General features: G+C 36.6%; 19 protein-coding genes. 7 read left to right on the plus strand and 12 right to left on the minus strand.

Annotated elements, in window-relative coordinates; all coding sequences use genetic code 11:
• Positions 1–73 precede the first annotated feature (73 nt).
• The 9 genes from H6W53_RS03325 to H6W53_RS03365 all read right to left on the minus strand — a co-directional run bounded on the left by H6W53_RS03325 (position 74) and on the right by H6W53_RS03365 (position 12,545).
• On the minus strand, positions 74–1,012 hold the full coding sequence (locus H6W53_RS03325; RefSeq protein WP_185204863.1) for an alpha/beta hydrolase: 939 nt from the start codon (positions 1,010–1,012) through the stop codon (positions 74–76).
• A 646-nt stretch (positions 1,013–1,658) separates the two neighbouring features.
• Entirely contained in the window at positions 1,659–3,644 is a 1,986-nt protein-coding gene (locus tag H6W53_RS03330) for a urocanate hydratase (RefSeq protein WP_185204864.1), read from the minus strand.
• Between the two features lie 269 nt (positions 3,645–3,913).
• Complete coding sequence (locus tag H6W53_RS03335) at positions 3,914–4,333, minus strand: endonuclease domain-containing protein (protein ID WP_228457741.1); 420 nt, start codon at positions 4,331–4,333, stop codon at positions 3,914–3,916.
• A 188-nt stretch (positions 4,334–4,521) separates the two neighbouring features.
• Positions 4,522–8,724: a T9SS type B sorting domain-containing protein gene (locus H6W53_RS03340; protein ID WP_185204865.1), complete on the minus strand. Its 4,203-nt coding sequence runs from the start codon at positions 8,722–8,724 to the stop codon at positions 4,522–4,524.
• Between the two features lie 203 nt (positions 8,725–8,927).
• Entirely contained in the window at positions 8,928–9,221 is a 294-nt protein-coding gene (locus tag H6W53_RS03345; protein WP_076394522.1) for a hypothetical protein, read from the minus strand.
• 52 nt (positions 9,222–9,273) lie between these two features.
• On the minus strand, positions 9,274–10,248 hold the full coding sequence (locus H6W53_RS03350; protein WP_185204866.1) for a 2-hydroxyacid dehydrogenase: 975 nt from the start codon (positions 10,246–10,248) through the stop codon (positions 9,274–9,276).
• A gap of 106 nt (positions 10,249–10,354) precedes the next feature.
• Entirely contained in the window at positions 10,355–10,582 is a 228-nt protein-coding gene (locus H6W53_RS03355) for a prevent-host-death protein (RefSeq protein WP_185204867.1), read from the minus strand.
• Positions 10,583–10,813: 231 nt separating this feature from the next.
• Positions 10,814–11,623: a hypothetical protein gene (locus tag H6W53_RS03360; protein ID WP_185204868.1), complete on the minus strand. Its 810-nt coding sequence runs from the start codon at positions 11,621–11,623 to the stop codon at positions 10,814–10,816.
• Between the two features lie 268 nt (positions 11,624–11,891).
• Complete coding sequence (locus H6W53_RS03365) at positions 11,892–12,545, minus strand: protein-L-isoaspartate(D-aspartate) O-methyltransferase (protein WP_185204869.1); 654 nt, start codon at positions 12,543–12,545, stop codon at positions 11,892–11,894.
• Between the two features lie 157 nt (positions 12,546–12,702).
• Between H6W53_RS03365 and H6W53_RS03370 the strand changes: the two genes are divergently transcribed.
• The 7 genes from H6W53_RS03370 (at position 12,703) to H6W53_RS03400 (ending at position 19,888) form a co-directional block, all read left to right on the plus strand.
• Positions 12,703–13,665 carry a Gfo/Idh/MocA family protein gene (locus H6W53_RS03370; RefSeq protein WP_185204870.1) on the plus strand — a complete coding sequence of 321 codons (963 nt, stop codon included), beginning with the start codon at positions 12,703–12,705 and terminating at the stop codon, positions 13,663–13,665.
• Positions 13,666–13,964: 299 nt separating this feature from the next.
• The gene (locus H6W53_RS03375) at positions 13,965–15,686 is read left to right on the plus strand and encodes a cellulase family glycosylhydrolase (RefSeq protein ID WP_185204871.1); all 1,722 of its coding nucleotides are present in this window, start codon (positions 13,965–13,967) and stop codon (positions 15,684–15,686) included.
• Positions 15,687–15,956: 270 nt separating this feature from the next.
• Positions 15,957–16,832, plus strand: coding sequence for a CGA/CIA family class A beta-lactamase (gene bla-A / locus H6W53_RS03380; protein ID WP_185204872.1), 876 nt, complete (start codon positions 15,957–15,959; stop codon positions 16,830–16,832).
• Between the two features lie 31 nt (positions 16,833–16,863).
• Positions 16,864–17,277 (plus strand): hypothetical protein, encoded by a 414-nt coding sequence (locus H6W53_RS03385; RefSeq protein WP_185204873.1) that lies wholly within the window; start codon positions 16,864–16,866, stop codon positions 17,275–17,277.
• A 24-nt stretch (positions 17,278–17,301) separates the two neighbouring features.
• Positions 17,302–18,192 (plus strand): 3-hydroxybutyryl-CoA dehydrogenase, encoded by an 891-nt coding sequence (locus H6W53_RS03390; RefSeq protein ID WP_185204944.1) that lies wholly within the window; start codon positions 17,302–17,304, stop codon positions 18,190–18,192.
• Between the two features lie 101 nt (positions 18,193–18,293).
• Positions 18,294–19,610: a hypothetical protein gene (locus H6W53_RS03395; RefSeq protein WP_185204874.1), complete on the plus strand. Its 1,317-nt coding sequence runs from the start codon at positions 18,294–18,296 to the stop codon at positions 19,608–19,610.
• Positions 19,611–19,648: 38 nt separating this feature from the next.
• A complete protein-coding gene (locus H6W53_RS03400; RefSeq protein ID WP_002977986.1) occupies positions 19,649–19,888 on the plus strand; it encodes a hypothetical protein in 240 nt (79 codons plus the stop codon).
• A gap of 47 nt (positions 19,889–19,935) precedes the next feature.
• On the opposite strand, the gene H6W53_RS03405 is transcribed toward H6W53_RS03400, so the two are convergent.
• From H6W53_RS03405 to dnaN, 3 genes are all read right to left on the minus strand, one after another.
• Positions 19,936–20,346 (minus strand): META domain-containing protein, encoded by a 411-nt coding sequence (locus H6W53_RS03405; RefSeq protein WP_087706307.1) that lies wholly within the window; start codon positions 20,344–20,346, stop codon positions 19,936–19,938.
• A gap of 481 nt (positions 20,347–20,827) precedes the next feature.
• Positions 20,828–23,230 carry a phenylalanine--tRNA ligase subunit beta gene (gene pheT / locus H6W53_RS03410; RefSeq protein WP_185204875.1) on the minus strand — a complete coding sequence of 801 codons (2,403 nt, stop codon included), beginning with the start codon at positions 23,228–23,230 and terminating at the stop codon, positions 20,828–20,830.
• A 589-nt stretch (positions 23,231–23,819) separates the two neighbouring features.
• Positions 23,820–24,950, minus strand: coding sequence for a DNA polymerase III subunit beta (dnaN, locus tag H6W53_RS03415; RefSeq protein ID WP_076394496.1), 1,131 nt, complete (start codon positions 24,948–24,950; stop codon positions 23,820–23,822).
• Between the last annotated feature and the right edge of the window lie 81 nt (positions 24,951–25,031).

Consider the following 25,031-nt stretch of genomic DNA (forward strand, 5'->3'; position numbering starts at 1 on the left):
CATGATAGCAAAATATGCATCATAAATTATATCACTTCATTCATTCTAATTTTTTACATTTTCATACATCAGGTTATAAATTATCTTTCATAATTGAAGAACTGGAGGCAGAAGATATATGTCCAAGTGTTTCTTTAAAATAATCCACTATTTTCTGAATAACAGGAGGTTGAAACCAGAAAATATCTCCATGTCCCGCATCTTTTACCATAACAAGTTTAGCATCGTTATTTTTTGCTTTCAATTGCTCGAACAACTGGATACTCTGTACAGGAGAAACAAGCTGATCTTTGGTTCCGTGCATGATCATAAAAGGAGGATGTCCGGATTTAATATGTCCTACAGGACTTGCAAATTTTGCTTTATCTAAATCCCCGAATACAGTGTTGCCCGGAGAATTGTAAAATGCAGGACCATGAAGCAAAAGAGCCTCCGTAGAAGCCGGTGAACGGTGAAATGCCTTTAGTTTTTCTTCATATCCTTCTCCAATATTAGTAAGATCGCTTATGCCAAACATAGACACCACAGAAGCCACATCGCTATTCTCATCAAGGTACTCTCCTTCTTCGAAAAAAGTTTCGCCCATTGTGGTTCCAAGCATCTGAACAAGATAGCCTCCCGCAGAATCGCCGAGAAGCCCTATCCGTAATGGATCGATGCCAAAATTTTCAGCATGTGCCTTTAGATATCGTATCGCTGCTTTACCATCAACCACAGGCGCAGGAAAAGTATCGGGAATGGTTCTGTATTCTGCTCCTGCAACTACAAAACCTGCCTGAGCTAATGCGTGTCTGATTTCATAAAACTTATTATAATCTGCTGATGTAAAACCACCTCCGGGAAAATAGAGAATAGCCGGTTTCGGTTCGTCGTTTCGCGGAACAAGCACCGTCATCTGCAATGATTTTACAGAACGCTGAGAAATAATCTGGCGGTAAACGATTCCGGTAATCATATCAATCTGTCCGTTACTGATCTCGACACAGATTTCTTCTTTATTCTGGCTGCTCATCTTTAAGGTTTTTAGAGTTAAAAAAAGAATTAACAGATGTCCTGTAATTTTCAAATTCTTATATCAGGAGTTACTCTTGTACACTTAAAAAAGTGCCAAACTTAAAATGATATTAATTTAATGATAATTCTGGTACTGTTATCCGATGTAATTTAAAAAGGAATGTTTTGGTTCTTAGTAACTCCAACAACATAAACTAACCTGAGTTCGGGATAAGAAATAAATTTAAATATTTGATTTATAGTGTTGTATTGTTTTATCGCAAAGAAAAACAAAAGATTTTTTTTAATTATTAAAAGTTGGTAAGCTAAACAAAGGCACTTCGTTTATTTAAAAAAGACAAAAATGGTATTACTTTGAGAAGTTTTACGCCTTTGTATATCTTAAAAGCTGAATTCCTGATAATTGAATCTCATTGTTTACCTTTGCGGTTAAGAAGACTTATCCCGAACTCAGGTTAAACTATTAAAAACAGACCATTAAAATCCTTTACTTTAGCTCAGAATTTTGTTCAGAAGCATTACATTTTAGTTCAGAATGAAACTTTTTGAAAGTCTCTGAATAAAAAAAACCGGTTTTGAAGCCGGTTTGTTGTGAAACTTTGTCAAAGTTCTTAAACTTTGACAAAGTTGATTTCATTTCTAAGTTAAAAAAGATTCTCATCTACAAAATTCGGAAGCGTTACTTTCAGATTCGGCTCCATTTCCATGGCTCTTTTGATGGCGAAAACAGCACCTTCATTTCTTGCCCAGCTTCGTCTTGAGATTCCGTTGTTCACATCCCAGAACAGCATGGATTTTAGTCTTCTGTCGGCATCATCGCTTCCGTCCAGCAGCATTCCGAAACCGCCGTTAATCACTTCTCCCCATCCTACTCCGCCTCCGTTGTGGATCGAAACCCAGGTTGCCCCACGGAAACTGTCGCCAATCACATTGTGGATCGCCATATCTGCCGTAAATCTGGAACCGTCATAAATATTAGACGTTTCTCTGTACGGCGAATCTGTACCGGAAACATCATGATGATCTCTTCCCAAAACTACCGGTCCGATTTCTCCGTTTTTAATGGCTTTATTGAAGGCTTCTGCAATTTTCATTCTTCCTTCGGCATCGGCATATAAAATTCTTGCCTGCGAACCGACCACCAGATTATTTTCCTGTGCTCCTTTGATCCACTGAATATTGTCTTTCATCTGCTGCTGGATTTCTTCAGGGGAATTCTGCTGAATTTCTTCTAAAACCGCACATGCAATATCATCCGTTTTCTGTAGATCTTCCGGTTTTCCGCTCGTACAAACCCAGCGGAATGGTCCGAAACCGTAATCAAAACACATCGGTCCCATAATATCCTGCACATAAGAAGGGAATTTAAATTCTCTTCCCAACGTAGGATTTTCCGCCATTACATCGGCTCCGGCTCTGGAAGATTCCAGCAAGAAGGCATTTCCGTAATCGAAGAAATAGGTTCCTTTTGCCGTATGTTTATTGATGGCTTCTGCGTGTCTTCTTAAACTTTCCTGAACTTTATCTTTAAACAGTTCCGGATCTTCCGCCATCATTTTATTGGATTCTTCAAAGCTCTGTCCCGCAGGATAATATCCTCCCGCCCAAGGATTGTGAAGCGAAGTCTGGTCTGAACCAATATCGATTCTTAAATTCTCCTGATCGAATTTTTCCCAGACCTCAACAATATTTCCCAGATATGCCAGAGAAACAGATTCTTTATTTTCCTGCGCCTGTCGAACTCTTGCAACTAATGCGTCAAGATTTTCATGAATTTCGTTCACCCACTTCTGCTCGTGACGGATTTTGGTAATCTTTGGATTGACTTCGGCACAAACGGTAACACAGCCTGCAATATTTCCTGCTTTTGGCTGCGCGCCGGACATTCCGCCTAATCCTGAAGTCACGAACAGTCCGCCTTTCGGATCTTTATTGATTTTTCTGAACGCGTTCAGTACCGTAATGGTTGTTCCGTGAACAATTCCCTGCGGACCGATGTACATATAGCTTCCCGCCGTCATTTGTCCGTACTGTGTAACGCCCAAAGCATTGAATTTCTCCCAGTCGTCCGGTTTGGAATAGTTAGGAATCATCATTCCGTTGGTTACCACTACTCTCGGCGCATCTTTATGGGAAGGAAACAATCCCATCGGATGCCCGGAATACATGACCAAAGTCTGTTCATCCGTCATTTCAGACAGGTATTTCATCGTTAAAAGATACTGCGCCCAGTTGGAAAATACTCCCCCGTTTCCACCATACGTAATCAGTTCATGAGGATGCTGCGCTACGGCATAATCCAGATTGTTCTGAATCATCAGCATGATGGCTTTTGCCTGCTCCGATTTTCCGGGATATTCAGAGATTGGTCTCGCTTTCATCTCATAATCCGGACGGAAACGGTACATATAAATTCTTCCGTATTTCTCAAGCTCTTCCCTGAATTCCGGCAGTAATTCGGCATGAAATTCTGGCTCGAAATAGCGCAAAGCATTCTTCAGTGCCAATTTTTTTTCTTCTTCCCCTAAAATTTCTTTACGCTTCGGCGCATGATTGATGTTGGTTTCGTAAGGTTTCGGCTGTGGCAAACAGTTGGGTATGCCCTGCTGTATCTGTTGTTGGAATGTCATGTATTTGTTGATCGTTGTTAGTTTAGTAGATTTATTTTTGTGGTTTTAAAGATATTCAAATTAGAAAATCCCTGCAACTAATGTGATAAAATTTGAAACAGCATGAAAGATTCCCCTCCTTTGGAGGGGTGGCGAAAATTCGGAAGAATTTTTGACGGGGTGGTTTTAATAATCACCGAGTGATGTTTTTGTCTATGATTTTATCACCCCGTCTTCTCCCTTTGGTCGAATCCACCCCTCCGGAGGAGGGAAATTTTGTGATGGATATTTTACTCATATTTATAATGTTCAACAATGAAATATTCTAAATCTTTCATCACAACAGACAAATTATGTCGTACATCAAAATCTGTTATCCTGAATATTTTCAGACCTAAAGATTCCAGATATTTCTGCCTTACCTCATCATCAATTTCTTTGGTTTCGTGGCTCCAGCCATCAATTTCTATAACTAACCCCAGCGTTTTCACATAAAAATCAACAATGTAATTTCCGATGATTCTCTGTCTGTCAAAATCAATTCTATGAAATATTCTTGCGCGAACCTGTTTCCAGAAAATGACTTCACTCAAAATTCCGGCTTTACGTTTTCCTTGCAACAGAGGTTTTAATTTTGGATTGTAGGGAAGATTTTCCACAAAATTCCTGCGAACAGGAACTCCATTGATGATGGTAAGGATTTCTTTCATTATTTGTTGTTTTTATTGCTTTGTGTTTTTCAATTAAACCACCCCGTCAAAAATTTTCATCAATTTTTGCCACCCCTCCAGAGGAGGGGAATTTCCATAATGGAAATTTCGAAGGTTTAAGATTTTCAAAAATAAAAAACCTCACTGAACATTTCAATGAGGTTTTAGTATAAAAGGATTTTTTAGATTTAATTATGATTTTTCACCACAACCCAGCCGGTAAATGTTCTGCCGTCCGGTATGGTAATTACGTACCAGTAACTTGCGGTTGGAAGCACTCTTCCTTTTATCATTCCGTCCCAATAGAACTGGGTATTTGAATTCTGTTCAAAAATCAGCATCTGATAACGGTCGAAGATTTTAAGGTTAGACATTTTTGTTCCGAATACCTGAAGATCTTTAATTACCCAATGGTCATTAAGTCCGTCACCGTTTGGTGTAATTGCATTGGTAATATCCAGTACCAGACCGTCTTTTTTAACGATACAGTCGCTGTCGGCAAATCTCACGTAGAATGTGGTAATTCCTGTCGGTAAATTATTGAAGCTGTTGCTTACCTGCCAGTTGATACCGTCTATAGAATACAATATTGTTTTCGAGCCTGTAGCATAAATAATTACATTATTACCGCTAAACTGAATGCTTGTAATAACGGGAACCTCATAATGTTTAATTTCGAAAGTCTTGGTGTAAGAACATCCGTTGTCTGCCGTCACGGTTAATGAATAAGTTCCTACCGTGTTTATTCCTGTAATCGTATTCGTTGTAGAGATGGTCTGCCCTGCAGGATTAGTCCACTGATAGCTTACAATAGTATAATTGGTAATGTTTACAGAATAACTGCTCAGTGAGCCTTCCGGACAGAAATACAATGTCGGAATATCAAAAATAGGCGTTTTCTTCAGTGAAAGCTGAATCTGAACAAGATTCGAGCAAAATCCCGGAACGCTTACTTTTACATAAATGGTACTGGAACCTGACACCTGATTATAAAGATACGCTGAGGGATTGGCAATGGCATTGGTTCCCGCATTAAGATCTGCTAAAGACGAATAATATGTAAACGTAACGTTAGCTCCATTGTAAATCTGTGTCTGAAACTGGGTTAGATTGACCGTCTCAGATCCGTCATTTCCGATATCACAGGTTGCTAAAGGGAAAGGTCCGTTGTTCAGCAGGGTTACTTTATTTCCGTAAGTAAAGGTTATGGTTGCAATATCATTACAGCCCGGAATATTCTGCACATTCACCCACATCTGTGCAGGGAAAGGATTGGGTGTAAAGTTAGAAGGATTGGCAATAGGATTGGTTCCGTTCTGCGCATCCAGAAGTGTAAGATAGAAGGTAAATGTATTCGCAGGATTCGGTGCGTCAACCATTAAATTGGTAAAATTCAAAAGGTTCACTTCATAACTTCCGTCGAGATTTTCATCACAAACTGAAATGGTAGAATTGATGGCTTTCGGAGGGAAATACGTATTCAGCTCAATTGACGCTACGGAATAGCATCCCGTTGTATTCACCTGAAATCTTGCCCAGACCTGAACAGTCGAAATATTGGTTGTAACGGTATTTCCGATCTGGTTGGCAGGGTTTCCTGCATTGGCTTCAGTCTGTGTATTATAATAAGTAACGGTAATGTTTGATAAAGGATAGGTGTTCTGAGCCGGAATAAACATCTGAGAAGTAGCATCACTCAACTGGAAAGTTTCACTTAAGTTAAAATCTTCATCACACTTGTTTAATACCGCATTATTCAGAACTACAGGAGGTAAGAATGACATCTGAATGGTTAATTTAACGGCTGAAAAACAATCGTTGTTATTAAATTTAACCTTTACATAAACTGTTGCAGTTCCTCCGGTAACCACAAACTGGGTAGGGTTTGTAATTTCATTGGTGAAAATGTGTGTCACCGGATCATAGTTCAGATAATATGTAAAATTCACATTGGAACTTGTTGTAATCTGGCTTTGTGCCTGTGTAAGATCATAGATTTCAGTATTGTCATTATTGTTGTCACAAATATTGGTCAGGTTAACTGTTACCTGAGGATTTACGGCAGGTGTAGAAGTTAATCCTACGGTGAAAGGATAAATCTGCTCACAGTTATACGAGTTGATTTTCACAAAAAACTGCTGTGTTCCGGTGAAGGTAACGTTATTCACAGGATTGTTTCCGCTTGCAGCATCTGCAGCAGTAAGGTAGAAAGTTACCGCAGCATTCTGGCTTCCGATCATCGCAGATGAAAATTGTGATAATTGTACATTTTCTGTATTATCATTATTAAAATCACAAACCGTAAAACTGGACTGTTCGATCACCGGATGAACCAAATTGATCGTGATAGGTCTTATGGTATAACACGAATCTGAAATTTCGAAACGTACATAATAGGTCTGCGTAACAAAATTTCCATTGGTCGTGATGATCTGATTCGGGCTTATAGGATTTATTCCGAAACTTGCATCCGGATAATTTGAATAAAACTCTACCACAGGAACTGTTGCCGGAGAAACCAGCATTCCGTTTGAAAGGGTATTTAAATTGATACTGATATCATCCGTTCCGTTAAAGCAGATGTATTCTGTTTTAGAATTCACCACAATTTTATTAAACGTAACATTCAGATTTACGGTAGCAACCGCAATACATCCGTTCGGAATCTGAACTCTGATAAAAATCGTGTAAGTTCCTTCATGCACGGTACTTAAAACTCCTCCTGAACCTGTAAGTGCCTCATTGTAGGTAGCGTATGCGGTAAAAACAGCTCCCGGTTGTGATGAAATCAGCGGTCCGAAAGTTAAAGGAAAATCAAAAGGCTCTGCATCATCATTGTTGATATCACACGTTGAGTAGTTATAGTTAATCGGAGAATTGAGATTAACTCCCGGTTTGAACTGGAAAGTGACCGGTCCTAAAACATAGGTACAGTTTCCTTCCTGCAATCTTACCCAAACCGTTGCACCAGCCGTTACATTAATGGTACTGATTGCGTTGGTGTTGTTCTGAGCATTTGCCTGTGTTGCAAAATAAGAAATTCCTGTAGTTCCGGGTGGGAAAAGTTCAGGATCCAGAAACGATAAATTGTAGTTCGCTTCTACTCCATCGTTATTGGTATCACAAATCTCAACTGTATTTTTGAGTAAGCTTTTCGTCTGTAAATTTAACGTTAAAACAGCAACCCGGTAACAGCCCGGGACATTGGGATTCTGAATTCTTACATATAAAACCGTACTGGCTGTTAAAGTATAATTATTGGGAATCGGACTGACGTTATTTTGAGCATTCTGTAAGCTTGTATGAAAGCTGAAGACAAAATTCGCCGGATTCTGTGTGGTTACATTTCCCTGAAAACTGCTTAAAGTAAGGTTTACGGGATTGTTTCCGCAGTAATCCTGTGTGAAATTTTTAGCAGCGGGATACGTAGGGTCAAATGTTAAAGGAAAATCATCTGTTAAAGTTAGGGTACTGGTTCCGCAGGTATTAAAGACCGCAGTTGCCGTATACACTTCATTCTGGGTAGGGCAAATTGTTGCCTGAATTCCTGTAGCAACCGTCTGTCCTGCGGAATTTGTCCACGTTACATCCGGTTGAATGGCATTTCCAAGCGGATTAAATCTATATCCTTCCTGCAAAGCCTGCCAAACGCCCGTATTTCTGTTGGGAGGAGAAACACCGAGTGTTCCGTCTGCATTAATTACGCCTATTAAAGCATTTTCAAATTTTCTTGTCGGACACGGCGTTGGTTTTTTATCCACGAAAACCTCAATCACATTCGTGGTTTCATGCAGAACAATCTGCGAGGAAGCTCTTTCTGTACATCCTGCAATTCTTCCTTCATAAAAACTGATTACGAATTTTCTGTAGGGAGCCGTTCCGATGGTGGAATAATATATTTCGGAGGGATCATTTGACGAAAAAACCATGTCGTTGTACACTCCGAAAATAGAATTTTTGGGAAGACTAACATTGGGATTCTGCCACTGAATATTGGGATAGTTAATGTTTCCCAACTGGCTCAGATCAAAAGTAACCATTCCGTTCGAGCCGACAACCAAGGCATTGAAATTCTGATTGTAAAAACAGAACTGAAAAGGCAGATCCAGTTTGGTAGGAAAAGCATCATCATAATTAGCATTAAGCGGAGTTCCCTGATTCAAAGCAACGGGAGGGGCAAAAGCCTGTGAAACGACTTCATAATTTGTGGTCTGCTTAATGACAGGATACTCCACATGAAGATCAATACAGCCGTTTGCATTAAGACCATTGGTACAGGTAACATTAAAGCTCTCGTTGCCGACTGCGTCTTTGATGATGATATTTCCGGGAGTTTGGGCAAGCCCGAAAACACTCATCCATACAAGGATAAATTGTAAAGGTTTTATCATAATCAAGTTTTCTTTTTAATCACTATTTATTGATAAATTTACCATTTTTTATGACACAATTATCAATTGTAAACAATTATTTACATGGTATTCATAACAAATTTTTAAATAAGTTCAGAATATAATAATTTACAATATAAATATAGACAAAAAAAACCTTGCCTGAACAGCAAGGTTTACAATTATTTGATACTGAGTTGATATTACGTTAAAACATCGTCATTTTCCTCTTCATGATCGTCGTCATTATCGCTTAGACTCCAGTAGTTATTTTCTTCATCTTCACTCCCGATTTCTTCCATTTCATCATCATCTTCCACTCCGGGAATATCCAATCCTTTATCCAGTTTGTCATCATCATTTTTTTCATTAAAAATCGGTTTTCCGTTTCCGTCTAAGGAAATATGCTCTTCCTGATTAAAAATATCTTCACTGGATTTATACTCTCGCTGTTCCAGTCTTCTTTCCTGTTCCTGTTCGCTGTTTTCGGGTATCATAATGCTATTTTTTTGGTGTTACTTATTATTAAACAAAAATAGTTCCAAGATATTAACCGTAAATTTCCGGATTTACACAGGCTGGCATTTTTTCTCCTTTCGAAAATGCGATAAGATTTTCAACCGCCAGTTTTGACATGCCGTTTCTGGCTTCTTCCGTTGCAGAACCGATGTGAGGAAGCACACAAACGTTAGAAAGTTCTAAAATAGGATCGTCTTTAAAAATAGGTTCAGGATTTGTGACATCAAGCCCTGCTCCCCAGATTTTGTGTCCTGAAAGTGCATCGTAAAGATCTTTCTGATGATGAAAGCCTCCTCTTGCGGTATTGATGAAGATTGCATTTTTCTTCATTTTATCGAAAACAGAAGCATTAAAAAGCTCGTTCTGCTCCGGTTTGAAATTGGCATGAATGCTCAGAACATCGGACTGCTCAATAAGCTCATCAAAAGAAACATATTGGGCTCCCAAATTCTTTTCTGCTTCTTCATTGCGGTGACGATTATGATAAATAATATCCATATCAAAAGCAGCTTTGGATTTTTTTGCCATTTCGTACCCAATTCTTCCGAGACCGAAAATACCTAAAGTTTTTCCGTATAGTTCCTGACCTAAAGCGTGGAGAGGATCAAAATCTCCCCAGTTTCCGGATTTTACTTTTTCAAAATTATAACTTGCTCTTCGTGCAACCGACTGCATAAGTAAAAAAGCAACATCTGAAGTAGCTCTGCTTAACACATTGGGGGTATTTCCGACCGGAATTTTTCTTGCACTTGCCTCCTGAATATCCACATGATCAAAACCTACCGAATATAAAGCGATCGCCTTAATATTTGGGCATTCATTGAAAAAGTCTTTATCGAATTTAAACTCTCCTCCAACGCTTAAAATGACATCATTGCTTTTGCAGTAACTCAGCCATTCTTCATGTGAGAAGTTTTCATGTTCAGGAATGAATATTTCAAGATTGGCTTCTTTAAGAAGTCTGATACCTACTTCAGGAATTCTTTTGTTGATGAATATTTTCATATTTTTTTGTGATGGTTAAATGATTTCTTTAAGTAAAAAACCTCACTTTTCACAAGCAAGGTTTTTCAACTTTAATATTAAAAATTATACTTTAAATTCATTTTTTCTAAGATTCGGATGCCAGTTCTTCTATTTCTTCCCAGATTTCCAGTGCAGATCTTCTTACTTTTCTTTTCGGTTCCAACTTTTTAGCTTTGAAATCCTTTATCTGAAGATTATTTTCGGATTCTTTTTTATCCGGATTATCTTCTGCTCTGTTTCGGAAATTCATTTTAAAACTGTTCTGAATATTACTGAAATCTTGTAATATTTTAAATCTTTTGGTATTCATCATATTAAGATTTTAGTTAATTAGACAATTATGACTATTCAATTTTCGTTCCGAAACGTTATGTAATATTTGTTTTTTTAGTTGATTTTAATAACAGATGATTATAAATCGAAGATTTAAAGGTTAATAATAAGACTTAAAACTATAATATATAAGTCAGTAATAAAGTTTGCTTACAAAAAAAGATACTACCTTTTAAGACAGTATCTTTTCTTATTCTCATTGTCCGGTTAATTAATTGTGATTATACTCGTAATTAGTCGTATAAGTCCCCGTTAATGTATTATTATTGTCATAGCTTTTTAGGACACTCTGTGTAGGAAAATTATTAGAGTTGTACTGATAAGTTTGCGTGAATATATCAGAACTTACACCACTTGACCCACTTCCTGTAGTCGTATTGACTAATTTGTAAGACAGTACATTATGTTCAGATGATTGATCTACCTGATAATAAATCTGAATATTCCTTAAACCTGTAACATTTTTGAAAGGATTGTTTTTATTATCATAAACAATAGGTTGCAGATTACCTGTTCCACTTTCAACCACAGTTCCGTTTTGTGTTGCTTGTATCGTTTGGGTATAGCTTTTTACAGATCCGTCAGTATTTAAATAGGCGTCTCTGGTATATGTTTTTACATAATTTCCACTTGTGTGTTTTTCTATTATGGTAACATGATCGGCAGATAAATAATTAAACGTTGTAACTGTACTGTTCGAACCCGAAATATCCTCCGCTTTTATTAAACGATTAGAACTGTCATAAGTGAAGGTCTCTGTAGAAGGTAATCCGCCGGATGAGATGGTAGCGATTTTTGTAATCAAATCACCCGTATAAGTAAAGTTACTGATATCTCCGTCAACTAAACCTTTTTCCTGTATCATTTTTGAACCATTGTATGTATAAACATAGGTTTCACCATTATCCATCATTTTGGTAAGAAGAATCGGGGTTGAATCTGCAGGATCTACAGTATTTGAATCATTAGAGCATGATATTGCAAGCAATGCAACAAACAGAAGCATAATTTTTGTTCTCATGGAGTTTTTTTAAAAAAATTTCGGCTAAAATAGTTTTTTTAATTGTCTTTTTGATATTTTTTTTGAAAGATTTCTAAGAAGCTGTAGCTGATTACGAAACACACACTGTAATAAAAATCTTCCTTATGTGATAATTATAAAATTTTATTTTCTGAACGTTGACTTATACCATTTTTTATCCTAAAATAAAGCTTTTAATCAAAATTCATTTTTTTTGAAATTTCTAACATTTAAAAAGTTTCAGGGCGTCTGAAATTAGTCTGGAAATTTATTGATTCGTTTTTCCCAGCATCGGAACAAATTTATAAGCCCCGAATTCCTCCTTTTCAAATTCGGTCTGCGAGATTTTTGTAAACCTGTATAAAACCTGCTCATCGGTTGGTCCGAGAGGAATAACCATTTTTCCGCCGACTTTAAGCTGTTTCAGAAGTTCGGTTGGTAAAACTGAAGCGCCGCAGGTCACGATAATTTTATCAAACGGAGCAAAAGTAGGAAGTCCGGCAAAGCCATCCCCGAAACTCTGAAATTTTGGATATAAATTCATTTCACGGAGTTTCTTTTTGGAAAAATCGAAAAGATCTTTCTGTCGCTCAACCGTGTAAACATGGGCTTTCATTGCCATTAAAACGGCGGTCTGATAACCACAACCGGTTCCTATTTCCAACACTTTTTCTCTTTCTTTCACCTGAAGAAGTTCAGACTGTTCGGCAACGGTTGAAGGATGCGAAATCGTCTGATGCGCAAGAATAGGAAAAGCACGGTCTTCGTAGGCAAAATCTTCGAAAATACTTTCAATAAAAAGGTGTCTCGGAACTTCATTCATCGCTGAAAGTACGTTTTCATCCGAAATCCCGATTCTGTTTCGGAGATATTCCACTAAAATCTTTCTTTTTCCTTTATGTACAAACGAATCTTGCGCCATTATAGATAGTAGTTATTAGGTTGCAGGTAACAGTTCGCACAAAAATATGAAATTTTGTCCGGGGTTAAAAACTGTTGCATGCAGTTTTTAATTTTCTGATAGGGGTCTACGTACAACCAACAACAAATTGTTATATTTACAGAAATTTAATACAGCTATGTTGAAAGCAGGTTTGGTAGGAGCCGGACATTTAGGAAAAATACATTTACGACTTTTAAATCAGTCAGATAGATACGAATTCATCGGTTTCCACGATAAAGACGCAGAAAACGGAAAAAAACTGGAAGCGGAATTCGGGTATAGATATTTTGAGAATTTTGAGGAATTGCTGGAGCAGATCGATATGTTGGATATTGTAACACCCACCATTTATCATTACGATTATGCGCTAAAAGCAATTGAAAAAGGTCTGCATTTTTTCATTGAAAAACCTGTAACCCAAACTCTTGAACAGGCGGAAGAAATTCTTCAGAAATGTCAGGAAAAAGGTATCAAAGCTCAGGTGGGACACGTTGAAAGGTACAATCCAGCGTTTATTGCAACGAAAGAGTACATTAAGAATCCGATGTTTATCGAGATTCACCGGTTAGCAGAATTCAATCCGCGCGGAACAGATGTTTCTGTGGTTCTGGATCTGATGATTCATGATCTGGATATTTTATTAAGCATTGCTAAATCTAAGGTTAAAAATATTCACGCAAGCGGCGTTTGTGTGGTTAGCAAAACACCGGATATAGCGAATGCGAGGATTGAATTTGAAAACGGCTGTGTTGCAAATTTAACGACTTCCAGAATTTCGATGAAAGCGATGAGAAAGAGCCGTTTCTTCCAGAAAGATGCTTATATTTCCGTTGATTTTCTTGAGAAAAAAGCGGAAGTGATCCGCATGAAAGATGCTCCTGAACACCCTACTCCATTCGACATGATTATTGAAAATGCAGAGGGAGAGAAAAATCAGATTTTATTTGAATATCCGAATATTCAGCCGAATAATGCCATTTTGGATGAACTGAATTCTTTTGCAGACTCTATTACAGAAGACAAACACGTAGAAGTTTCTATTGAGGACGGAACGGAAGCGCTGAAAGTTGCGTTGGAAATCATGAAGTTAATTTCTTAAATTTTTTAACACAAACCGCACAAATATTTTCACGAATAACACGATAATTTATTGATAGAAACGGGCTAAAAACCCGTTTTTTTTGTTTTCAATTGGCTTTAATCCATTTCATCGAAACAGTACTAATTTTCTCATTCATCCCGATCCGGATTTGCACCACACAATATTCATAATCATCATTATTTTTTTAATTCAATTTCTGTTTTTAATATTATTCAACATATTTTAAATATATTTGCCATTATTCAACAATAATTCCTTTATAACAATCCCTTAACAATTCAATAATTAAAATCACTATGAAAAGAGCCATCCTATTATCCGCTTTTTTATTGTCTCAATTTGGGACATCACAACTTTTAAAAACACAAGGTGAAAATATTATTAATGATAAAGGTGAAAATATTCAGTTGCGAGGCCTTGGCCTGGGAGGCTGGATGCTTCAGGAAGGATATATGCTGAAAACGGCTGACTTTGCAGGTCCGCAATACAAAATCAAGGAGAAAATTGCTGAACTGATCGGTGAAGACGGAATGAATGAGTTTTACAAAGCTTATCTGAAAAACGGAATTACCAGACAGGACATTGATTTTCTGAAAAAAGCAGGATTTAATTCGATCAGACTTCCAATGCATTATAATCTGTACACTTTACCGATTGAAAAAGAATCTAAAAAAGGAGAAAATACATGGCTGGAAGAAGGTTTTAAAATGACTGATGATCTTCTGAAATGGTGCGCGGACAATAAGATGTACCTGATTCTCGACCTTCACGCAGCACCGGGCGGACAGGGAAATGATGTGAATATTTCTGATAACGACAAATCGAAACCTTCTCTTTGGGAAAGTGAAGAAAATCAGAAAAAAACCATCGGATTATGGAAGAAACTAGCCGAAAGATATAAAGATTCTCCATGGATTGGCGGTTATGACCTTATTAATGAACCGAATATCAATTTTACAGGAAAAAATATAAACGGAACGGATGAAATGTCGAATGCTCCGCTTTGGAAGCTTCAGAAAGAAATCACGGAAGCGATCCGTACTGTTGATAAAAAGCACATCATCATTATTGAAGGAAACGGCTGGGGAAATAATTACAACGGTTTAACGCCGCTTTGGGACGATAATATGGTATTCAGTTTCCATAAATACTGGAATAACAATGATGACGCCACACTGAAATTTGCTTTGGATTTAAGAGAGAAACACAAAATCCCGATCTGGCTGGGCGAAACAGGAGAAAATTCGAATGTATGGTTTACAGAACTGATCCGGCTTTTGGATGAACACAACATCGGTTACGCATTCTGGCCAATGAAAAAAATAGACAATATCGCAGGAATTACCAACGTAAAAATTACTCCGGAATACCAGAAATTATTGGATTACTGGAATAACGGAGGTGAAAAACCCTCTAAAGAATTTGCCAGGAAAGCATTGATGCAGATTGCTGAAAACTATAAATTCAGCAATGTGGAAGTTAAAAATGATGTGATTGATGCGATGTTCAGGCAGACAAAAGACGGTTCCACAAAACCTTTCAAGAATCTTCAGGCTCCGGGAAAAATATTCGCAACCGATTATGATCTGGGAAGAATGGGTTCTGCTTATTCGGATAAAGATTTCATTAATCTTTGGGTAAGTGACCCTGCAAAAAGATCGGAATGGAATTCAGGAAATCAACTGAGAAATGACGGCGTTGATATTTACAGTACAAAAGACAATGAATATTACGTCGGAAAAACGGAAAGCGGAGAATGGCTTCAGTATACCATCAACTCAAAAGCAGATAAAAAGTATACTTTCGACATAAAATATACAAGTGAAAACGATGTGAAAATACGGATTGAGGATGCTTCCGGAAAAAAATTAGCTTCAGTTTCCTTAGCTTCAACAGGCGGAAATGAAATTTGGAAAACGGCTTCTGCAAAAGGAATTCATCTTAAAAAAGGAGAAAATAAAATCAGAATTTATTTCGAAAATGATGGCGTTAATCTGAATTATTTTGAAGTGAGATAAAGAAAAAATCATAAATTGCAAATCCCTTTTAGTTTCTAAGAGGGATTTATTTTTAAAACTATTTAAACTTTTATTTTAACCGCAAAAGAAGGAAATTTTTAACACTTTGGTTATTTTAAGTTCAATACTTAAATAAAAAAAGAACACATAAGTTTAAAAATCAAAGATTTTTATCCTTTACAAACTTTTAATCAACTAAAAAGTATTTAAACAATACAGCATTTCTTTTGCTTCTTTTGCGGTTAATAAAAATATGATTAAACAAATATTATGAAAAAAATCACCTTATTATTTCTTTTGATTTCGGCATTTGTTTTTGCCCAGAAATCCTCTTTAGAAACGCAAATCAACTCCATTATTAAAAATAAGAAAGCAACGGTCGGAATTTCTGTTTTAGGATTCGAAAACGGCTTTACCTATAACAAAAATGCAGACAAAAAACTTCCGATGCAGAGTGTTTTCAAGTTTCATATTGCTGCTGCTGTTTTAGATTATGCAGATAAAGGAAAACTTTCTTTAGATCAAAAAGTTACCCTTAACCAATCGAATTTACATGAAAACACATGGTCGCCTCTTCGCGAAAAATATCCAAATGGCGCTATTGTTTCTTTAAGCGAAATTATTGAATACACCGTTGCTAAAAGTGACAATAACGGCTGCGATATTCTTTTAAAATTATTAGGCGGAACACAGGTTGTTCAGAAATTTATGAATGTTAAAGGGGTGAAAAACTTTCAGATCAAATACAATGAAGAAGCGATGCATAAAGACTGGAATGCACAGTATGAAAATTATAGTACAACGAATTCTGCGGTTGATGTTCTGAAAAAGTTTTATGACGGAAAATTATTATCAAAAAAATCAACAAATTATCTGATGAAAGTAATGCTCTCCACTTCCACAGGAACAAATAAATTAATTGAACAGCTTCCTAAAGATACGCCTGTCGCAAGAAAAACGGGATCTTCCGGCAAGAATAATGCAGGTTTAACGGGTGCTGAAAATGAAATTGCGATCATCACTTTACCGAATGGCAAGCATTATGCAATAGCTGTATTTGTCAGTAACTCAACGGAAACAGCCGAAGTAAACTGTAGAATGATTTCAGACATTTCAAAAACAGTCTGGGATTATTTTAATAAGTAAAAATTTAAGCTTAATTTTAAAACCATTAAAAATGAAAAAAATAGTATTAATAATCGGGTTATTCACTTCCGCAGTATTTTTTGCACAGAAAAGCGAAAATTATCTGCAGGTAGGCTATCACAGTATTTGCTGCGGTACACCTTCGGCTAAACCTGTGATGGATTTTATTAATCAGTTTCAGAAAAAAAACAAAATAAAAAATTTCGAAGTGTACAAACAAAGCGGTTTGGGAAGAGAAGGTGAATTTAACATTTATATCGGAACAGATACATTCTCCAGAACCCAGAAAACCAAATTTGTAGAAGGACTGAAAGCTGCCATCAATACTCAGAATCAGATGAAAAAACCGAACAGAGACGGGAATGTGAGTTTTGATGAAACAACGACGGTAAAAAAAGCAGATCTTTCCAATGCACGAAATTTAACTTTAATCAACAGCAAATAATTAAAACTTAAATAAGGAAAAATGATCAAAAACATTGTAGTTATCGGAGCCGGAACCATGGGAAATGGTATTGCGCACACATTTGCACAAAGCGGTTTTAAAGTAAATCTTGTAGATGTATCTCAGGAAGCTTTAGACAGAGGTCTTAAAACCATTACCACCAATCTCGACAGAATAATTGCAAAGGGAAACCTTACCGAAGAACAAAAAGCAGAAACTTTAGGGAACATCACCACATTCACGGCACTTCAGGATGCAGTTGGATCTGCCGATCTTATTGTGGAAGCTGCTACTGAAAATCAGGAATTAAAGCTGAAAATTTTCGGACAGATGGATGAGTTTGCTCCTGAAAACTGTATTCTGGCAACGAATACTTCTTCTATCTCAATCACTAAAATTGCGGCGGCTACAAAAAGAGCAGATAAAGTAATCGGAATGCACTTTATGAATCCGGTTCCAATCATGAAACTGGTTGAAATCATCAAAGGCTACTCTACTTCCAAAGAAACGTTTGACGCGATCTATGAAATGAGCAAAACGTTAGGAAAAGTTCCTATAGAAGTAAACGATTATCCGGGATTTGTTGCTAACAGAATTTTAATGCCGATGATCAACGAATCTATCGAGACATTGTACAACGGAGTTGCAGGTGTTGAGGAAATCGATACGGTAATGAAACTGGGAATGGCGCATCCGATGGGACCGCTTCAACTTGCCGATTTTATTGGTCTTGATGTTTGTCTGGCGATCTTAAATGTAATGTACGACGGCTTCAAAAATCCTAAATATGCTCCGAATCCATTGTTGGTAAACATGGTAATGGCAGGAAAATTAGGGGTAAAATCAGGAGAAGGTTTCTATGATTACTCCGAAAGCAAAAAAGCGGAAAAAGTAGCGAAAATGTTTTCAAAATAAAAAAAGTGAATTGTGAACGGTAAATTGTGAGTTTTTTGGAATTCAATTTTAAATCTGATTAAGATTGACTGGCTTTGCAAAATTTACTAATTTCACGATCCATGAAATTTAAAGAAAAAAATATTCAGATATCAATGGTCATCATTACTTTAGTGATGACCATTTTGCGTTTTCTGCTTAATGAAAAAGGGCGTGTAAATCCGGATTCCATCCGTTATATGAGATTTGCACACGTTTTCCCGACGATCGACAATACCACGACTCCTTTAGGATATCCTTTAGCGATAAAATTTTTTACGTTTTTCGGGTTTGATGAATTCTGGGGAAGTAAAATCGTGGGAATTTCCGCATTTCTATTCATTATTTTTTTCACATGGAAAAAGAAGTTTTTCTTTAGAGAATCCGTTGTTTTATGTGCTTTATTCAGCTTCCTCTCCATTTTCTCCTATACTATGAGCGAACCGCTGATTTTGCCGTTTGTTATGGTATTTTTATATGTTTCCACATTAATTATTGAAGGAAAACTAGAAAAAGGAAAAGCCGTTTTTTATCTTTCACTAAGCCTTATTGCATTGTATAACATAAGATACAGCGCTCTTTTCATTATGGGCGGAACCGGGCTTTTCGGATTGATTTTCTGGAAACGAAAATATTCGGGAATATTTATTATTTCAGGAATCATCGGAGGAATTTTTGTGGTTTTGTATAAATTTCTTTTTATTGATTACTTTAACGAAAACTATGTCAGTCAATTTCTGGAAATCGGTCTGCATCCTACCTCTAAACTTCTTGCTGAATTGTTTCAGGGATTATGTACCACTTTCAACCCATTCATTCATATTGCAGATCCGGGAGGCGGAATGATCAATTATGCGATCTACGGAATCGGCTTTTTAAATATTCTTCTGATTGTGTTTTTGTTTATTAAATACAAACTCTCAGAAACGGAGGCATTTTATATTTTTGTAAGTGTTTTCGGGATGATCTGCTCGTATTTTATTCAGTATTTTTATTCTGTGAATGCGATTGATTACAGATTAATGGCTCCTTTCAGTCTTCCGGTCTGGCTGGTTTATTTCAGGAAATTATTCATGATTTTTGAGGTTAAAACGTACGCTTTAGGCTTTTTAAGTCTGCTTTCCGGAATGTTATTTACATGGCTTTCCAAAGGAAATTATCTTGAAAACAGAAAAGAAATGAGACAGTTTCTGCAATCTGAAAAAATGGAGAAGATTCCGCTGAAGTTTTATCTTGAAACGGCAGAAGATCTTGACAAAATACAGGTTGCCGAACTGATGAGTACCATCAACCCGAATATTACGTTAACTTTTAAACCGAAAGATACGCTTCAGAAAACAACGTTAACAAGGTATAAAGTTTTGCAAAAAATAAAGATTGACAAGAACAAATACCAATAATTTTATTATCTTTGATTTAAAGTTAAAACATTAAAAAAATGAAATTACCAAAGTTTTTATTAGCAGATAATTCGGAATTTCCAGAAGATTTATTCGTGGTTCATACAGAATATCCAAGATTTATCTTGAACGTTGAGGAAGAAGAAGTTGAGTGGCTGGATGATCTGGAAGGTGACGACGAAGAAACAATGGCAGACGAGGCTACAAAAGTAGTAGAAGCTGCGTTTAAATGGTGTGATGAAGAGTTGGCTAAGTACGACGAAGAAGAGGAAGATTAATAACAATTTAAACATAAAAAAGGAACTCGATTGAGTTCCTTTTTATTTTATTCAGCTTTATTGAATTTTAAAAGTAAAAGATTGTCCTGATACAATTCCAGAACATTTCCGGTTACTACATATTTATTGGCTTTTCCTACCATATCCATAAAGTTTTTTTCTACACTCATGTTATCGCACGCCATTCTTGTAGAACCTAAAGCTCCCGCAGAAAAATTTCCCATAGAAGGATCTACTTTTGCCGTTCCGAAGTAATTGTTGCATCCCGCATTACCGCTGATTTTTTCTCCTTCAATATTCAGGGTAGGAATTTTCCCTTTCACATTATCAGCCAAAGCCCATTTTGTACCCGCAAGAGAAGGCTGTGCTTTTCCTACTTTGGAAGCAGAAGAGCTCGACATTGTTCCACATGAAACCAAAACTGCAGCAGTACATATACTTAAAAAAAGATTCTTCATTGTTTACTTTTTGATTTAAACCAAATTTACGGAATTATTATTATTTAAACGGGTTTCGGAAGATTTTATTATTCTTTAACACTTCAGATAAAATTGTAATTGAATATGATTTATCTGAATTTAACCTAAGTTCGGGATAAGTATTAAACGCAAGGTTAAACAAAGAGATTCAATTATCAGGAATTCAGCTTTTAAGATATACAAAGGCGTAAAACTTATAACAGTAATACCATTTTGTCTTTTTTAAATAAACGAAGTGCCTTTGTTTACCTTACAAACTTTCAATAAGTAAAAAAAATCTTTTGTTTTTCTTTGCGATAAAATAATACAACACTATAAATCAATTATTTAAAATTTTTCTTATCCCAAACTGAGGTTATTTAATAAAATATTCAATCTTTAAACTATTGGCAATTTCGGTTTTTACCCATAAAAAAAACGGACAAATGTCCGTTTATATTGTATTCGAAAGGTAATTTTTTTAACCTCTTAATTCTGCATTGAATTCTTTCTTGAAAGATTTGATTAATGAATCCATTACCGCAGTAATTTCTTTTTCTTCCAATGTTTTCTCTTCGTTTAAAAGTTCGAAACTCATTGCATAAGATTTCTTGCCTTCCGGAAGATTTTTACCTTCGTAAACGTCAAATAAATTAATATTTTTCAGGTACGGAGATTTATTTTTCTTTGCCGTCTGATAAAGATCTTCGTAATTCACATTTTTATCAATCAATAGAGCAAGATCTCTTCTGATTTTATTGAATTTAGGAATATCTTTGAATTTCAATTGATTTTCAGAACGTAATTTCTGCGCAAATTCAAGTTCGATTTCAGCATAGAAACATTCCTGCTCAATATCGAAATCCTTCAGCATCTGAGGAGCCACTTTCCCGATTCTTACCAAAGCTTTTCCGTCCGCTTCATATGCTAAAGCATCAGAAAATCTTTCATCAGATAAAGCCACTTCTTTGTAATCAACTGCTAATCTTTCCAGTAAAACTTTTACATAAGCTTTCAGGTTATAGAAGCTTGTCGCAGATTTCGGCTGTAACCAGTTTTCTGCAACGTCTCTTCCGGAAACAAGGATAGCCAATTGCTTTCTTTCCTCGTATTGATCTCTCTTATGATAGATTTTCCCGAATTCGAAGAATTTAATATCCTGATTTTTTCTGTTGATATTGTAGATTGCATTCTGCAAAAGCCCTTCCAGTAAAGACTTTCTCATAAATGCCAAATCATTGCTTAAAGGATTTAATAATTTTACAGCATCCGTTTCATCTTTTAAAGAAGTCAATGAATTGTTCATTACTTCATTGAAACCTAATCCCTGTAACGTTCTTGCCCAGTTATTTTCCAGCTCATCCTGATCCTGTGCAGCCAGTTTTACCGGCGTAAACGAAATTTTCTGAGGTGCATCGATCTTATTGTATCCGTAGATTCTTAAAATCTCCTCGATAACATCAATTTCTCTGGTAACATCTGCTCTGTACGCAGGAACAGAAATTTCATAACCATTCTGAATTTCATTTAGAACCTGAATTTCAAGGGCTTTTAAAATTTCTTTTACTTTTTCTCTGTGAATTTTGGTTCCTAAAATCTGCTCGATTTTTGAAAATCTGATGATGACATACTGATCTTCAATTTTCTTAGGATACTGTTCCAGCAATTCTCCCACCAGTTTTCCTTCAGTAAGTTCCTGAATTAATTTAATAGCGTGCGTAATTGCTGTTCTTGTAATATTAGGATCCACACCTCTCTCGAATCTGAAAGAAGCATCGGTATTCAATCCATGGAATTTTGCCCCTTTTCTCACCGCAACCGGATTGAAATAAGCACTTTCCAAAAAGATGGTAGTAGTTTCAGCAGAAACCCCTGAATTGGCACCTCCGAAAACTCCGGCAATACACATCGGTGTATCTTTTCCATCTTTGATGATGATTTCAGAACCGTTCAAAGTTCTTTCAACGCCGTCTAAAGTCGTGAATTTTGTTCCTTCTTTTACTGTCCCTACTTTTACTTTTTTATCTGCAATTTTATCTGCATCAAAGGCATGAAGCGGCTGTCCGTAACCGTGAAGGATATAATTGGTGATATCTACAACGTTATTGATGGGGCTTAATCCGATGGCTTTCAGTCTGTCTTTCAGCCAAGCCGGAGAATCTGCCACTTTTACGTTTTCGATTACCGCTCCGATGTATCTCGGACATAATTCTGCGTCTTCCACTTCTAATGTAAAATCGTGAGAACCTTCGTTGTTCAGTGCAACAGAAGATACTTTTTCGAACTCAGATTTCTGCTTGTTTGTGGAAAGATAAGCATGAAGATCTCTTGCAACACCGTAATGAGACATTGCGTCGGTTCTGTTCGGCGTTAAACCGATTTCCAGAACTTCATCGTTTGTTATTTCAAAGTAATCTGCGAAATTTTTTCCGACTTCAAACTTTTCTTCATCCAAAACCATAATTCCGCCGTGATCGTCGCTAAGACCCAATTCGTCTTCTGCACAGATCATTCCCTGAGAAACCTCTCCCCGGATTTTTGCTTCTTTGATCTCGAAAAAGTTTCCGGTTTTATCATAGATTTTTGTTCCGACAACTGCTACGGGAACGGTTTGTCCGGCTTCCACATTGGGAGCTCCGCAAACGATGTTTAAAATCTTTCCGTTTCCTACTTCTACGGTTGTCTTTTTTAATTTGTCTGCATTCGGATGTTTCTCGCAGGTTAAAACTTTACCTACAACAATTCCTTCCAGGCTTCCTTTTATGCTTTCAAATTTTTCTATCCCTTCAACTTCAAGTCCTATATCTGTAAGGAACTCACCGATTCTTTCAGTTTTCAGGTCCGTTTTGATATAATCTTTAAGCCAGTTGTTTGATATTTTCATCTGATAATTTATTATTTTTCAAGGTTAAAAGAAACCCTGTTTATTTTGAAAATTTTACTTGAATTTTTCGCGTTACAAATATCGTGTTTTTTTAAGAAACAGAGAAATGTGAGAGAAACTTTAAGAGTTATTTAGCAGCTTTCTTTTTCCTGCCGGATTAGCAAGGCATTGTCATTACGAAGAGCGAAGCGACGGGCAGTCTAAAAAACCTTCTTTTTAACTCTAAAGACCGATAAGAAAAGAATTGTTAAATTTCGAATATTTTTGTTCGCTAAGGCGTTCTACTCAACAAGTGACAGCGGAATTTAAATCTGTCATTACTGTTTCTAAAACTAAGCCTCGATTTCTACTTGTAGATGTATTCCGGAGATCACTTCTTTTCTTTGTTCATTGCAAAACGGCGGACTGCAATTCTAGCCCCGATTGCAGCTTTGTTTGAGCTCATTTACTTAGGATTTGGCTGCGGCAGCGAAGCTGCCGCAGCCAAATCCTAAGTAAATAGCGAGTGCGGAAAGCGGGAAACAGCTCCTAAAAAATAAGAGGTTCTGAAAAAATCAAAACCTCTTATCCTATTTTATTTACGTTAAAATTACAATCCGATTACCGGCATTGATAACATTAAAATACTTTCGTTTTCTTCAAGACCATCAAGAGGTTCGATAATTCCCGGTCTGTTTGGCTGAGACATTTTCATGGTGATATCGTCTGAACCAAGAATCGTTAACATTTCCGTTAAGAATTTAGAGCTGAAACCGATGTTGATATCTTCTCCGTTGTAATCGCAAGGAATCTGCATATCTGCTTTGTTTGCATACTCCGTATCTTCTGCGTGAAGGTGAAGAATGTTTGCAGAAAGCTTAAATCTTACCTGATTGGTGGATTTATTAGACATTATGGAAGCTCTTTTAATCGCTCCTAATAAAAGATTTCTGTTGATGGTTAATACATTCGGGTTTTCTTTTGGAATTACCGCTGTATAATTCGGATATTTCCCGTCGATTAATCTACAGATCCAAACGTGCTTTCCAAAAGTAAATTTTGCCATATTCTCGTTGAATTCGATCGTTACGTCTTCATTGGAACTTGCTAAAATATTTTTGAAAATGTTTAAAGGCTTTTTAGGCATGATGAATTCCATCGGTTCGGCATTCATCAGATCTTTTCTTTTGTATACTACCAGTCTGTGAGAATCTGTAGAAACGAAGTTGGTTTCATTTTCTCCAAACTGGAACAGTACTCCCGTCATTACCGGGCGAAGAGAATCGTTACTTGTTGCGAAAAGTGTATTGGTAAGGGCTTCAGATAAAACTCCTGCGGGCATGGTAACACTTTGTGCGGCATCAAATTCCGGCAATTCCGGATAATCGTCTGCGTTATCCAATGCTACGGCGAAGTTATCTTTTTCATCTAAAATCTCAAGCTGACTTCCTGTTCCTTCCGCATTGTCCTTCACAACCAACGTAAGAGGCTGTTCTCCATAAGTCTTGATGAAGTCCTGAAAAATCTTTGCAGGAACGGCAAATTTACCCGTATCATCAGACTTTGCCTCAAGAGAAGTTACAAGAGTCGTTTCGCCGTCAGATGCGGTAATGGTAACCTGGGTTCCGTCTAATTCAAAAAGATAGTTTTCTAAAATCGGTCTCGACTGAGAGCTTGATATTACGCCACTTACAGTTTGCAAAGCCTTCTGTAGTTCACCACTTGAAATAATAAATTTCATAGATTTAAAAATAAATTTTTACAAATATAATAAATAGAAAACAGAATGAAAAGAATAATTCTGAGAGTTATTAACATCTAT

The sequence above is a fragment of the Chryseobacterium sp. C3 genome, from assembly GCF_014218905.1.
Taxonomy (GTDB): Bacteria; Bacteroidota; Bacteroidia; order Flavobacteriales; family Weeksellaceae; genus Chryseobacterium; species Chryseobacterium mucoviscidosis.

Excerpts from the sequence above, each read along its gene's own strand:
- H6W53_RS03340 (WP_185204865.1), bottom strand. The coding sequence starts at position 8,724 with ATGATAAAACCTTTACAATTTATCCTTGTATGGATGAGTGTTTTCGGG.
- H6W53_RS03350 (WP_185204866.1), bottom strand. The coding sequence starts at position 10,248 with ATGAAAATATTCATCAACAAAAGAATTCCTGAAGTAGGTATCAGACTT.
- H6W53_RS03330 (WP_185204864.1), bottom strand. The coding sequence starts at position 3,644 with ATGACATTCCAACAACAGATACAGCAGGGCATACCCAACTGTTTGCCA.
- H6W53_RS03385 (WP_185204873.1), top strand. The coding sequence starts at position 16,864 with ATGAAAAAAATAGTATTAATAATCGGGTTATTCACTTCCGCAGTATTT.
- H6W53_RS03335 (WP_228457741.1), bottom strand. The coding sequence starts at position 4,333 with ATGAAAGAAATCCTTACCATCATCAATGGAGTTCCTGTTCGCAGGAAT.
- dnaN (WP_076394496.1), bottom strand. The coding sequence starts at position 24,950 with ATGAAATTTATTATTTCAAGTGGTGAACTACAGAAGGCTTTGCAAACT.
- bla-A (WP_185204872.1), top strand. The coding sequence starts at position 15,957 with ATGAAAAAAATCACCTTATTATTTCTTTTGATTTCGGCATTTGTTTTT.
- H6W53_RS03345 (WP_076394522.1), bottom strand. The coding sequence starts at position 9,221 with ATGATACCCGAAAACAGCGAACAGGAACAGGAAAGAAGACTGGAACAG.
- pheT (WP_185204875.1), bottom strand. The coding sequence starts at position 23,230 with ATGAAAATATCAAACAACTGGCTTAAAGATTATATCAAAACGGACCTG.
- H6W53_RS03400 (WP_002977986.1), top strand. The coding sequence starts at position 19,649 with ATGAAATTACCAAAGTTTTTATTAGCAGATAATTCGGAATTTCCAGAA.
- H6W53_RS03325 (WP_185204863.1), bottom strand. The coding sequence starts at position 1,012 with ATGAGCAGCCAGAATAAAGAAGAAATCTGTGTCGAGATCAGTAACGGA.
- H6W53_RS03360 (WP_185204868.1), bottom strand. The coding sequence starts at position 11,623 with ATGAGAACAAAAATTATGCTTCTGTTTGTTGCATTGCTTGCAATATCA.
- H6W53_RS03405 (WP_087706307.1), bottom strand. The coding sequence starts at position 20,346 with ATGAAGAATCTTTTTTTAAGTATATGTACTGCTGCAGTTTTGGTTTCA.
- H6W53_RS03375 (WP_185204871.1), top strand. The coding sequence starts at position 13,965 with ATGAAAAGAGCCATCCTATTATCCGCTTTTTTATTGTCTCAATTTGGG.
- H6W53_RS03370 (WP_185204870.1), top strand. The coding sequence starts at position 12,703 with ATGTTGAAAGCAGGTTTGGTAGGAGCCGGACATTTAGGAAAAATACAT.
- H6W53_RS03355 (WP_185204867.1), bottom strand. The coding sequence starts at position 10,582 with ATGATGAATACCAAAAGATTTAAAATATTACAAGATTTCAGTAATATT.
- H6W53_RS03365 (WP_185204869.1), bottom strand. The coding sequence starts at position 12,545 with ATGGCGCAAGATTCGTTTGTACATAAAGGAAAAAGAAAGATTTTAGTG.
- H6W53_RS03395 (WP_185204874.1), top strand. The coding sequence starts at position 18,294 with ATGAAATTTAAAGAAAAAAATATTCAGATATCAATGGTCATCATTACT.